This window comes from Rummeliibacillus sp. TYF-LIM-RU47 (assembly GCF_008638315.1).
Classification (GTDB): Bacteria; Bacillota; Bacilli; order Bacillales_A; family Planococcaceae; genus Rummeliibacillus; species Rummeliibacillus stabekisii.
Genome location: NZ_VVIR01000001.1, coordinates 985,145 through 997,710, shown reverse-complemented (window position 1 = coordinate 997,710; position 12,566 = coordinate 985,145). Strand labels below are relative to the sequence as shown.

Below are 12,566 nucleotides of genomic sequence, written 5' to 3'. Positions count from 1 at the left end.
CGAGCAAAGAATATACAAGTACTCAGCATTCACAAATTCCCATTCTTCTAAATTGTCATACCACAAAGAAGGGTATATTTCACGATTGCATTCTTTTAATAGATAGGTTACAATTTTTAGTATCTGGTATTAATAGCAACTATTATAGGAGGGTACGATGGATAATCTATTTCAACTAAAAGATAAAAATATCGTCGTGATGGGCGTAGCAAATGACAGAAGTATTGCATGGGGTACAGCCAAAGCATTGATTGAAGTCGGCGCTAATGTCATCTTTACATACCGTAAAGAACGTTCTTTAAAAAAATTAGAGAAACAACTTGCAAACTATGAGGATATTCAACCACTATTAATTCAATGTGATGTAAATAGCGATGAAAGTATACAGCATGCATTCAACGAAATTTCTGAAAAAGTAGGTACAATTCATGGGATTGTCCATTCTGTTGCCTTTGCACATGCAGAAGATTTAAAAAATCGTTTTGTTGAAACATCTCGCGAAGGATATGCTTTTGCACAAGATACAAGCGCTTACTCCTTGATCGCTGTTGCAAACGCTGCTCGTCCATTTATGACTGAAGGCGGCTCGATTGTCACTATGACTTACTTAGGTGCAGAACGTGTACTTGAGGGCTACAATGTCATGGGCGTTGCTAAAGCTGCTTTAGAAGCATCTGTTCGTTATTTAGCTGCAGATGTAGGCACTGACGGTATCCGCGTAAATGCTATCTCAGCTGGAGCCATCAAAACACTCGCTGCTAAAGGTGTTCCTTCGTTCAATACTATCTTAAATAAAATTGAAGAATCTGCTCCGTTAAAACGTAATGTGACACTTGAAGAAGTGGCAAACATGACCGTTGTTATGCTTAGCCAATTATCAAGCGGCATTACAGGAGAAGTTATTTATGTCGATAGCGGTTATCATATTCTTGGCATCTAATAACACTAAAAACTGCTTCATCCCATATTAACATTGGGTGAAGCAGTTTTTTATTTTCTAGCCAATGAACGCACTTATTTTAAGGCGATCACTTGGTTAGTCGATCTATAATGTCTTGCACCGTTCCCTCGTTAGCTAGATGCAAACTTGTTCCGGCCCACATTGCCATTAAACTATACATATCTAGCTCTGTCGCCCGAAGACGAATATTTTTAGTTAAATCATTTTGATAAGGATATGGAGCAATCGTGTTTCCCTCCATAAAGACCATAAAGTCATTTTCTATACCCCTTGCATATTTCCCTGAAAAAGCCTTTGTATAGGCAGTATTGTCTTCATCAGCTAACAAAATCTGTTTTTTATAAATTGAAGCTGCACCACTTTCTTCACTGACAATGAAGGCCGTACCGATTTGTGCCGCTTGTGCCCCTAAAGAGAGCACTTCTTCCATTTGGGCTTTCGTTGCAATACCTCCAGCTGCTATTTTAGGAATATGGATCGCTTCTTGCGCTTCTTTTAATAGTTGTTTGAGTGGGATAAACTCTATAGGTTCTATAAATGAACCTCTATGTCCCCCCGCTTCTTCACCTTGTAGTACAACCGCATCCATTCCCAACTCTTGAATGTATAAGGCTTCTTTTATTGTCGTAGCTGTCCCGATTGTATAAATGCCATGTTGCTTGAGTCTATCTAAGAGATTTTCAGATGGTACGCCAAACGTGAAAGAACAAACTTTTACGCCTTCTTCTATAATGACATCAATCTGTCCATCAAAATCAGTGGCAGATAATGGAGCCCCTTCTTCCGCAATCATTAATTTTTTGCGATACGGCTTTAACACATTATAGGCTTCTTCTAGTTCTTCTGTTGTCGTTTCTACAAAATTGGGAATAAACAAATTGACAGCAAACGGCTTATCCGTTTTTTCCTTGACAGCCTGAATAAAAGCTCTTGTCACCTCTGCGTTTAAATAGCCTGCACCAATAGATCCTAAGATTCCTCCATTTGAGCTCGCTGCTACCATTTCAGGAGTGGTCACTCCAGCCATCGGGGCTTGCACAATCGGATACTTTAACTGCAAATTCTCCATTAAATCCATATATTATACCTCCTAGGATATGTATTAACTACTAACTTATAGATTACTTTACCATATAATCATCTAAAATTATCTACATAGTATCTTACCCTTTCAATTTTGTTTTAAATCTTTTCCTACAGGGTATAAAAAGAAAAAGCCTTCATAAGAGAAGGCTAATTCAGAAGTTAAAATATCTATGGGATTGTAGAGTGCTATATAATTATTGGTTCATCTTCCCTACTAACATATCTATATAATTGGCGATAAAGTAAGTTTGAGAGTGGACAATATAATATTAGTTAACACCAGAAATGCGACCGTATCCAACTAAATATTGGTTCCACCAATCTAGAGATTCAGTTACAACACCATTATTTTGGGCATCTAGCATTCTTCCGCCACCCAAATAAATACCGACATGAGCGATCCCTTGTCCATAACTAAAGAACACAAGGTCTCCTGCCTTCGCTTCACTTGCACTAATTTTTTTGGTAGCTATATATTGCTGTGCAGCTGTTCGCGGCAAGCTAATGCCTGCTTGTTTGAACGACCATTGAGTTAGACCAGAGCAATCAAATCCTGTAGATGGATTACTTCCACCCCATACATAAGCTCGTCCTAAATATTTACTAGCTTCAGCTATTGCAGCTTTAGCTGAACCAGAACCTGATACAGAAGGTGCTTTTTGATCACTATCGGTAACTTTTGCACCATTGTTACCATTGCCCGCATTACCTGATGAGCCAGCATTATTCTGTTGAGGTACGCTTTCAGCTTTTACTGTATTATTGCTTGTTTTGCTGACTTGTGCAGCTTTTACTGCTTCTGCTTCTTGAGCTTGTTGTGCTTCTTTTGCTTTTTTAGCTTGCAAGAATTGCTTTTCTTGAAGAGCTTTTAAGCGTCTTGCTTCTCTTTCACGCTTTTTACGTTCTCTTTCAAGTCTTTCTTGTTCTTTCTTCGTTGCAATTTGTTCTTTCAATTTTAGAGATTTTGCTTTGTTTTCAGCTTTTTTTGTTTCTAATCTATTTTCTTCTTCTTGCATTTCTTGGAATTGTTTTTGTAGCTTAGATTGCTTCTCTTGCAAATTGTGTTTTTCTTTAGCAAGCTTAGCTTTGTCTTTTTTCTGTTCATCTAATAAGTTTTGGTCTGCATCTAAAATGGTTTTTACAGAAACAGTACGGCTTACAGCATCCGCAAAGTTATCTGCGCCTAAAATAGCATTTAGGTATGGACTGAATGTGCGATCTTGATTTTGGTATGCTTTTAAACGGTCCTCAATAATCTTTGAGCGTTCATTGATCGTTTTTTCAGTTTTTGCAATCTCATTGTTTGTTTCTGCTATTTCTTGTAAAGTTTTTTCATATTCAGTTTGTTTTTTGTCTAGTTGTTTTTGTAGTTGTTTAATTTCTTTATTTAAGAGGTTAATTTTATGATCGATGGATGCTTTCTTTTGAATCATCTGCGCGGATGTTTTTGCATTTACATCAATTGGTTGTTGCGTTGTGTACATAAAGCCGCATGACAGTGCAAGGGTTGCTATAGCAGTGCGACCCCATTTTGTGCGTTTATTCAATCTAAATCAACTCATTTCCCTATTTTTCTTTATATGCGTTATTTACCATTACTTATATTATCATGAATAAAGCGTTTGTATAGGTCTTTTGATGGCATTTAATAGAAGCGTAACGGATGTTACATATTTGTCATAATATTCTTTTCTTCTATTTTCTTCTACAAATTATATCACTTACTTTCCTATAAGTCTTTTATATTGTATTTATTCCATTTTTTAAATAGGATTCACATCCTTTTATTCATCTCTTAACAAAGCGAAAAAGGCTGTAGATATGTTACTATAATTAAATCAAAGGTAAGAGGAGCGAAGTCTAATGGAATGGCAACAGTTAGAATATTTTCAGGTGTTGGCTAAAATCCAGCATATGACCAAAGCAGCCGAGAAATTGTCTATTTCCCAACCAGCACTAAGCCGATCAATTGCTAGGTTAGAAATGGAGTTGGGGGTTCCTTTATTTGAAAGACAGGGCCGTTCCATCAAGCTAAATAGGTATGGCGAAATATTTGTTAAACGTGTCCACAATATTATGCGAGAATATCAAGATGGGCTCCATGAAATTCAAGAACTAATTAATCCGAATCACGGAGAAGTATATCTGGGCTTTTTACATACACTTGGCACAAATGTAGTGCCAGATTTGATTATGCATTTTAGAAAACAGTTTCCAAACATTCATTTTGTACTAAAGCAAAATCACACTCACTCACAGCTTAAACAACTAAAATCCGGGGAACTAGACCTGTGTCTGCTTGCTGAAATGAATGTAGAAAAACCTATAGAATGGATGGAGCTTTGGCGTGAAGAGCTATATGCTATAGTACCAATATCACATCCGCTTGCCGATCGTAAAACTATTACCATATTTGAGTTGGCCAATGAACCTTTCGTATTGCTTAAAAAGGGATATGCCTTGCGCATTCAAATTGATGAAGCGCTAGATCAAGCAGGCTTAACTCCGACAATTACATTTGAAGGGGATGAAGTAGCCACGGTAGCAGGTTTCGTGGCAGCAGGATTAGGTGTTTCCATATTACCTGATGGAGAAGAAATAAATCCAAAAAGGATGACGAAAATAAAAATTAGCGATTTAAAATTAGAAAGGGTCATTGGAATGGCTTGGTCTTTAGAACGTTATCTATCTCCAGGTGCTAAGCAATTCCGACAATTTATTCTTCAATATTTTAAGAATAAAAAACAGTCATAAAAAAAGCAAAACGCGCTGTGCGTTTTGCTTTTTTTATATCTATTTAGCAATCGTTTCGCCAATTTGCGCTAGACGATCTAGTACTTCACTTTCAGTTAATTGATGTTTAGCAATATAACGGTTTCTTGGATGGACCCTACATTCATGCGTACAACCACCAAGATGCTTATGTTCATTTTCTTCCGAACATAAGATTTGTTTATTGCATTCAGGATTTGCACAATTGATATAACGCTCACAAGGTTCACCATCAAAGTGGTCTCTACCAACAATGACATGTTCTACTTGGTTAACTGGAACCGCAATCCGTTCATCGAACACATAGCATTGGCCATCCCATAATTGCCCTTTAGCTACTTCATCTTTACCATATGTGACAATGCCTCCATGAAGCTGAGCCACATTGTCAAAGCCTTCTCTCTTCATCCATCCAGAGAATTTTTCACAACGAATGCCGCCCGTGCAATATGTCAAGATTTGCTTACCTTCAAATTGCTCTTTATTTTCATTAATCCACTCTGGCAATTCGCGGAATGTTTGAATATCTGGACGAATCGCACCTCTAAAATGCCCCAGATCATATTCATATGTGTTACGTGCATCTATCACAACTGTATTATCTTCTTGCATTCTTTTCAAAAACTCTGCTGGTTCTAAATATTCACCGGTTAATTCATTTGGATTAATATCTTCTTCTAAATGGAGATTCACCAATTCATCTTTCGGACGTACATGCATTTTTTTAAAGGCATGGCCCTCTGCTTCATCTATTTTAAAAACAATTCCCTCAAAAAGTGGATTGTTTCGCATATAATCCATATATGCATTTGTAGCTTCTACAGTTCCAGAAAGTGTACCATTGATTCCTTCTGGAGCAACCAATATACGGCCTTTTAATTCATTTGATTGGCAGTATGCTAGATGCTCCTGAGCAAATTGCGTAGGATCTTCGATTTTTGTATAGAAATAATATAATAAAACTTGATATTTCATTTATTTCACCTATCTTTCATATTTACAAGATATTAAGACGGGGTCAGTAATTTTTAGACGCCGATAAATCTTGGCTTTTAAAACGACTTATCTATTATACTATAATTTAAAGAAAAAAGGGGCTCATTAGCTCGAACTCCATTAAACAAAAAAAGCTAGCTTATTTATCATAAGCTAGCAATCTATTTTTACATATATTGTTTTTGCTGTTTTTGTATCCACTTTTTCATGTTTGAAGCTAGAAGCAAGAAGATAGCTGTTAGGATAATACCTTTAATAATATTAAAAGGCAATATACCCGTTACAATTGTTTTTGTTAGGACAGTCCCTGTCTCAGTTGGTACATTTAAGAAGTAGGAATACATCGGCATAAATAAGAAATAATTAAGAACGCTCATCCCTATAGCCATTGAAATTGTACCGACTACTAATCCAGTTGAAAGCCCTTTGGTAGTTGTTAAACGTTTATATACAAAGTAAACCGGCATAATAAATAATATACCTGTTGTAATATTTGCCAAATGTCCTACTGGCACACCTGTTGGGCTGCCTTTATAAAACCAATCTAGCACATTTTTGATGACTTCTACTGTTATTCCTGCAACAGGCCCCATTGTAATTGTTGCCAAAAGAGCGGGGATATCACTAAAGTCGACTTCTAGAAAAGCCGGGAATGGAGGCAATGGAAAGTTAAAAATCATTAATACAAATGAAATACTGCTCAACATTCCAATCGTCACCATTTTTTGTAGACGTGTGTTCTTCAACGTTTTTCTCTCCTTTTGCGATTCACTTCAAAAAGAGGAAAGGCCCGTTTTGATTATGAACAAATAAACCCCTAAGCAAAAATTCGCTTAAGGGAGAGTTAGGCATAGTCAAATAAACGTCCTCGCATTTCACAAAAAAATGCACAGACGACCGTACCTTCACCTTCTCCCATCCAGACTATACTGTCGGCCCTGGATTCTCACCAAGTCCTGCCTTAACGGCTCGCGGGCTCAAGAGGTCAAAATGCCTCTAATACCGCCGATCGGGAATTTCACCCTGCCCCGAAGATGAATCAATATGTTTTTATTACAATTCAACTATATAAGAGATTTAGAACTTTGTAAAGAGAGTTGCACCATTCGTTGTAACAAAAAACGCCAGCAACTTTATGCTGGCGTTTTTATTTATTAAAATTTATTTTCACTGACCTTGGCTAACGGCAAGTAGAAAATAAAACTTGTACCCACATCCACTTCACTTTCTACCAAGATCCTGCCTTTATGTGCTTCAATAATATTTTTAGTAATCGCAAGTCCTAATCCTGTGCCGCCTTTTCCCCTAGTTCTTGCTTTATCAGCCTTATAGAATCGTTCAAATACATATTCTATGTCTTCTTTTGGAATACCTGCGCCATTATCCTTAACTTGGATACGCGCATAGTCTTGCTGCTGATCAACAACAACTTGTACTATACCTTTTTCCCTTGTATGGCGAATGGCATTGTCAATTAAATTGGTTAGGACTTGCTCAATGCGGTCTTCATCTAAACTAATCAGTGTCACATCATCAAATGACGATGAGTAGGTTAGCGTGATATGCTTTTCTCTTGCTGCTTGAACAAATTTCTGGGTGATTCGTTCGAACACAGGCGTAATCGGTACTACTTCTTTATATAAGGTGATGTTCCCCGATTCCATCCTCGCCAAATCTAGCAAATCTGTAACCAACCTACCCATTCTCTGTGATTCATCATAGATAATTCGTATCATTTCGTTCCGTTCTTCCTCACTAGATACGACATCATCGATAATAGCTTCACTATAGCCTTGCAGCATAGCAATCGGCGTTCTTAGTTCGTGTGACACATTTGCGATAAAGTCAGAACGCAACTTATCTAAGCGATGTTCTTCTGTTTTATCGCGAAGCACGGCAACAGCCCCCCGCACAGAATCACCGCTATAGAGAGGGCTTATAGAGATTAAAAAATATGCCCCTTCCATTTCCAACTCTTCTCTTAATACTTCTTCCATTTCTAAGACATGGTCAAGCATATGGTAAATTTCATTAGGGATCAATTGGTGTTCATCTCGTTTTTTGATCGCCCATTTCTGAAGCAAGAGATCCGCGGGAGGATTGCTTAATATGATACTTCTTTCACTATTAAATGTAATAACAGCATCTGTCATCGAAGTTAGAATACTTGAAAGTTGTTCTTTTTCTTGGTTGATAACTTCCATATGGTGCTTGAGCTGCTTACCCATTTGGTTAAAGGCTATCCCTAACTGACCAATTTCGTCATTTTGCAGGACCGGTACCTTTTTATCAAAGTGTCCCTTCGCTAATTCAAACGCCGCTTCACGAATTTTCAATAAAGGGGATGTGATACGCGTTGATAAGAAAAAGGCAAAGAAAGTTGTTAATAGAAAGGCTATAATAGCTGATAGAAATACAATCTTTGTTGTTTCTTTTGATGTTCGATGAATCGCATCAGGACTTTGATAGATAAAGACGACACTATGCTCCATCTTCTCAACATTTAAAGGAAAGGCTAAAACAATATACGATTCAACATGGTCCTTCTCGGTTGAGGAAGGAAGCATCATTTCTTTCACAATAGGTTTAGATGAAGTAAAAGCTTTATTGAAGGATTTTTCACGAATAATCCGCTCTTTTATCTTCTCTGAATTCACCCCTTCTTGCAAAGAAAATAGATCATGACCAGGCTTGTCTGCTATAACTGCATTTGTTTCATCGCTTAAAATATCATGTATTATAGATTTAGTAGAGGCTATCGATTTATGGTCATCGACGACTCGTGCGATGGTGGTCGCTTCTTGTCTTAGTAGGGCTTCAGATTGTTGGGTATGGTATTTGGATAAAAATTCAAGCATCAATACTGTGAATACAAATAAAACAAATGAAACGAGAAGCAATATGGTTACCCATAGCTTCCCGACTACACTGCCCCATATCCTAATCATTCACTACCTCAAATTTATAGCCCACTCCCCAAACAGTTACAATCATTTTTGCAGCATTTTCCGATACGCGATTTAATTTTTCACGAAGTCTTTTGACATGTGTATCAACTGTACGCAGATCACCGAAGAAATCATAATGCCATACTTCTTTCAATAGCTGTTCTCGGTCAAATACTTTATCTGGTGCTTTTGCCAAATAATAAAGCAATTCATATTCCTTCGGCGTTAGATTCACTTCTACGCCATCCGCTGAAACGCGATGTGCATCATTGTCAATAGTCAAATGCGGGAACACAACTAAATCCTTCGAAACCGATGTCACTGTTACGGGTGAAAAGGCAGCCGATCTGCGTAGAATAGCTTTTACTCGTAGTACTACTTCTCGTGGGCTAAATGGCTTTACAATATAATCGTCCGCACCCGTTTCAAAACCTTGGACCCTATTAGCCTCTTCACCTTTTGCTGTTAACAAAATAATTGGTGTTGATTTCTTCTCACGAATTTCCTCGCAGGCTTCTAAACCATCTTTTTTCGGCATCATAATATCTAAAAGAATACAGCGGTAATCATTGGTTAATGCTTTTTCTACCGCTTCTTCTCCATTTTCTGCTTCTTCTACTATGTATCCTTCACGCTCAAGATACATTCTGATAAGTCGACGAATTCTTTCTTCATCATCAACTATTAATATTGAAATTTGTTCAGTCACTGTACATGCCTCCCAGTATGCTATAGTATTATTGTACAATTCTTAATAGAAAATGAAAAGAAAAGCCTTTTTCTCATAAGAGAAAAAAGGCTTTTCTTTTGTCATAGAAATAGCATCTAAAGACAAGTACTCTAGTCAATACAGCGTATTCTCATTGTGAAATATCAAGCTAACCTTATATCTAACTATATTTAACTATAGTTGTTAGGTTTATTGCTTTAATTAATTAGCTGTTATCCAGCATAAGAATGTAGTCCAGCAATAATCAAGTTAACTGCTACAAGATTGAACATAATAATAACAAACCCGATTACTGCAAGCCATGCTGATTTTTGTCCTTGCCACCCTTTAGATAAACGCAGGTGAAGAAATGCAGCATAGAATAACCAAGTAATAAGAGCCCAAACTTCTTTAGGATCCCATCCCCAGAATCTTGACCAAGCTTCTTGTGCCCAAATCATAGCGAAGACTAGCGCACCAAGTGAAAAGACAGGGAAACCAATTAGTACAGATCGATAACCAACTTCATCCAACAACTGCATATTTACTCGTTTTGTAAGTGGTTGGATTGCACGGCTAATGGATTTGCGAAGAATTAAACGAATGATAATATACAAGATTGAGCCAAAGAGTATGGACCAAACTACTGTCGTTAATTTTTTCGCATTTACTAATGCCGGCATGGCAGCTAAAGGTTTCATCTTGTCTGGAGATTTCATTTCATATTCATGCATACCGAATAGAGCCGGCGTGTTATAAGTAATTTCTTGTGTCGCGCCATTTTTATCTACATAGGTGAAATCAGCATTGTAATCCATTAATTTAAAAGTAGTAGTCACAATCACAAATCCTAATACAAGTACGCCAGCATACATGACGATTTCTAGCCAAATGCTGCTCTTTGTACGTTTTTGTGTATCAACGCTCTTCATAAGATAAATCAAACCAGCTACAGCACTAATGGCTAAGATGGATTCGCCCATCGCAGCCGTAATAACATGGATAGTTAGCCAATAACTTTTAAGTGCTGGGATTAATGGCGTCACTTCTTTTGGGAACATACTTGCATAAGCAATAATCAAAATGGCGATTGGCAAAGCAAAAAGGCCAAGTGATGGCAGTTTGTAAATAAAATAAATGAGAATAAACGCACCGACAACAAACATGCCAAATGCAGTCGTAAACTCAAACATATTACTTACAGGCGCGTGTCCAGAATAAATCCAGCGAGTAATGAAATAGCCTAAGTTTGCAATAAAACCAATAATTGTAACAGTAATGGCGATAGTTCCCCACTTTTTATTGGAGACGGATGCATCTTGTTTTCCGCCTTTTACCGCTCCACCAAAAAATAGCGTACCTACTAAATAAGCGATAAAAGCAATAAATAATAACGTGCTGCTCAGATCAATTAAACTCATAAGGTGTTGTCACCTTCCTTTTCTTCCATTTCCTTCTCATCTTCTTCTTGCTGGTCAACCCATAAAGGCAGGTGGGCGTAAGTAGTAACCGCATCCAAATCCTTCTTCATGCTAAACCAGTTTTTATTTGTATGCGCAGCAAGCAACAGGCGACCATCATTTGTACGTTGTAGCCAAAGTCGACGATGACTCCAATATGAACCTATTACTACACCTAACATAAAGATTATACCACCGATTGCTAAAATTGGGAGAGTCCTATCTTTACGTATTGTTAGGCCGGAAACATTACGAGTTTCGATATTTTGGAATTTCATTTGATATTTAGTTGTGCCAAGTGGTTCAAGTGTTTGCTTAATTGCAACAAAGCTTGTCTCACCCTTTGGTGTTTCTGGTGTATACATTTTGAAAATAAAAGCAGGATTATTAGGTAGCGGTGAGTCAGATTGCGGTTCCCCATCATCAAAACCTGAAAAAGTTGGATAGTAACCTTTAACCTCGACTTTTGAACCATTTCCTAAATCATACTCTTTTTTTGGTTCAGTTAAGTCAATATCTACTTCACCTAAAGATTTTCCTGTTTTCTTGTTCACTAAATTAAAATTCATTGCTTTTAATTCGTTTAATTTAAAATCCATTTGATAGAGGGCGTAGCCATCGTATTTCAGTGGTTTATTCACTTGTATTGCATGGTGTGCCACTTTCTTCATATCTTGGGTCTCACCAGCAATGCCTTCATCCTTTGATTGATAAAGCACAACATCTGACTGATAATTTTTTGCTATTGAATTAACAGCAGCTTTGGATTGATTGAACTCTTGTTTTTGTTCCTCTTTTTTATACGTTTCAAAGGTGAATTTATTATTATGTAGATAATAACCATCCATACCAGGAATAGATGCTGTCTCGCCTTCTCGAATCCATAATGATTCATCAATATAAAATCCAGGCATTAAGCGCAACATAACACCAAATAAGAAAATGATAAGCCCTACGTGATTGATATATGGACCAGAGCGCGCAAATCGGTTTTTCTCCGCGAGCAATACTCCATCTTCTCTTCTCACTTTATACTTTAGCTCTTTCATTTTCTTCTCAGCTAAATTTAATGACTCTTCCGCTTTATCCGCGGCTATTTCTTTCTCGCCAAAAATACGTTGGCGTTTCATAAAACTTTCATGTCGTTTTACACGTTGATTCTTTAATGATTTGTAAAGAGGCACGCCTCTATCAATACTTGCAGCAATAATAGAGATCGCCAGCATACCAATTAAGGTTTGGAACCACCAAGAACTGTAAATATCACTCAGTCCTAAGTTGTAGTAAATTTTACCAAAAGTTCCATAGTTATCAATATAAGCCTGTTTTGCATCTTCACCTTGCATGACATTAACATACATTACTTGCGGCAAGAATGTGCCGATAGCTGCAGCAACTAGTGTAATGACGATAATCGAGACGCCGACTTTGACACTTGAAAAGAAGTTCCATATTTTATCGATGATTGTTTTATTGTATGTTTTTGAACGAATGGCTCTTCCTTCATACTTCATATCGACGACTTTTGCGTGCTTTTCTTCTTCTGTTAGCGGCCTTCCGCATTTTTCACACAGATGTGTTCCTTCAGGATTGACATGGCCACATTCACACGTTATGTTTTTCATCCGTAAGAA

Annotated in this window: 10 protein-coding genes and 1 riboswitch; of the genes, 2 read left to right on the top strand and 8 right to left on the bottom strand. The window is 37.3% G+C overall.

Annotated features, from left to right (window positions below; genetic code table 11):
- Positions 1 to 157 precede the first annotated feature (157 nt).
- The gene (gene fabI / locus F0527_RS04855; RefSeq protein WP_066785986.1) at positions 158 to 940 is read left to right on the top strand and encodes an enoyl-ACP reductase FabI; all 783 of its coding nucleotides are present in this window, start codon (positions 158 to 160) and stop codon (positions 938 to 940) included.
- A gap of 88 nt (positions 941 to 1,028) precedes the next feature.
- Here fabI and F0527_RS04850 read toward each other — a convergent pair whose 3' ends face one another.
- Both F0527_RS04850 and F0527_RS04845 read right to left on the bottom strand, forming a co-directional pair.
- Positions 1,029 to 2,039: an NAD(P)H-dependent flavin oxidoreductase gene (locus F0527_RS04850; protein ID WP_150283973.1), complete on the bottom strand. Its 1,011-nt coding sequence runs from the start codon at positions 2,037 to 2,039 to the stop codon at positions 1,029 to 1,031.
- Between the two features lie 277 nt (positions 2,040 to 2,316).
- Positions 2,317 to 3,594, bottom strand: coding sequence for a C40 family peptidase (locus F0527_RS04845; protein WP_223823523.1), 1,278 nt, complete (start codon positions 3,592 to 3,594; stop codon positions 2,317 to 2,319).
- Positions 3,595 to 3,910: 316 nt separating this feature from the next.
- Here F0527_RS04845 and F0527_RS04840 point away from each other — a divergent pair, with 316 nt between their 5' ends.
- Positions 3,911 to 4,801 carry a LysR family transcriptional regulator gene (locus F0527_RS04840; RefSeq protein ID WP_150283972.1) on the top strand — a complete coding sequence of 297 codons (891 nt, stop codon included), beginning with the start codon at positions 3,911 to 3,913 and terminating at the stop codon, positions 4,799 to 4,801.
- A 39-nt stretch (positions 4,802 to 4,840) separates the two neighbouring features.
- Here the strand turns inward: F0527_RS04840 and trhO are convergent, their stop codons facing one another.
- The 6 genes from trhO to resB form a co-directional block, all read right to left on the bottom strand.
- Positions 4,841 to 5,794, bottom strand: a complete 954-nt coding sequence (gene trhO / locus F0527_RS04835; RefSeq protein ID WP_150283971.1) for an oxygen-dependent tRNA uridine(34) hydroxylase TrhO — start codon at positions 5,792 to 5,794, stop codon at positions 4,841 to 4,843.
- A gap of 188 nt (positions 5,795 to 5,982) precedes the next feature.
- Positions 5,983 to 6,561 (bottom strand): ECF transporter S component, encoded by a 579-nt coding sequence (locus tag F0527_RS04830; RefSeq protein WP_150283970.1) that lies wholly within the window; start codon positions 6,559 to 6,561, stop codon positions 5,983 to 5,985.
- A 157-nt stretch (positions 6,562 to 6,718) separates the two neighbouring features.
- A riboswitch (FMN riboswitch) is annotated at positions 6,719 to 6,855 on the bottom strand.
- 114 nt (positions 6,856 to 6,969) lie between these two features.
- Positions 6,970 to 8,763 carry an ATP-binding protein gene (locus F0527_RS04825; protein ID WP_150283969.1) on the bottom strand — a complete coding sequence of 598 codons (1,794 nt, stop codon included), beginning with the start codon at positions 8,761 to 8,763 and terminating at the stop codon, positions 6,970 to 6,972.
- Positions 8,756 to 9,472 (bottom strand): response regulator transcription factor, encoded by a 717-nt coding sequence (locus F0527_RS04820; RefSeq protein ID WP_066785966.1) that lies wholly within the window; start codon positions 9,470 to 9,472, stop codon positions 8,756 to 8,758. The genes F0527_RS04825 and F0527_RS04820 overlap by 8 nt, the downstream gene beginning before the upstream one ends.
- Positions 9,473 to 9,705: 233 nt before the next feature.
- A complete protein-coding gene (gene ccsB / locus F0527_RS04815; RefSeq protein ID WP_150283968.1) occupies positions 9,706 to 10,893 on the bottom strand; it encodes a c-type cytochrome biogenesis protein CcsB in 1,188 nt (395 codons plus the stop codon).
- Positions 10,890 to 12,557, bottom strand: a complete 1,668-nt coding sequence (resB, locus tag F0527_RS04810; RefSeq protein WP_150283967.1) for a cytochrome c biogenesis protein ResB — start codon at positions 12,555 to 12,557, stop codon at positions 10,890 to 10,892. The genes ccsB and resB overlap by 4 nt, the downstream gene beginning before the upstream one ends.
- Positions 12,558 to 12,566 lie beyond the last annotated feature (9 nt).

Coding starts and splice junctions, on each gene's coding strand:
- fabI (WP_066785986.1), top strand. CDS start 158: ATGGATAATCTATTTCAACTAAAAGATAAAAATATCGTCGTGATGGGC.
- F0527_RS04850 (WP_150283973.1), bottom strand. CDS start 2,039: ATGGATTTAATGGAGAATTTGCAGTTAAAGTATCCGATTGTGCAAGCC.
- F0527_RS04840 (WP_150283972.1), top strand. CDS start 3,911: ATGGAATGGCAACAGTTAGAATATTTTCAGGTGTTGGCTAAAATCCAG.
- trhO (WP_150283971.1), bottom strand. CDS start 5,794: ATGAAATATCAAGTTTTATTATATTATTTCTATACAAAAATCGAAGAT.
- F0527_RS04825 (WP_150283969.1), bottom strand. CDS start 8,763: ATGATTAGGATATGGGGCAGTGTAGTCGGGAAGCTATGGGTAACCATA.
- ccsB (WP_150283968.1), bottom strand. CDS start 10,893: ATGAGTTTAATTGATCTGAGCAGCACGTTATTATTTATTGCTTTTATC.
- resB (WP_150283967.1), bottom strand. CDS start 12,557: ATGAAAAACATAACGTGTGAATGTGGCCATGTCAATCCTGAAGGAACA.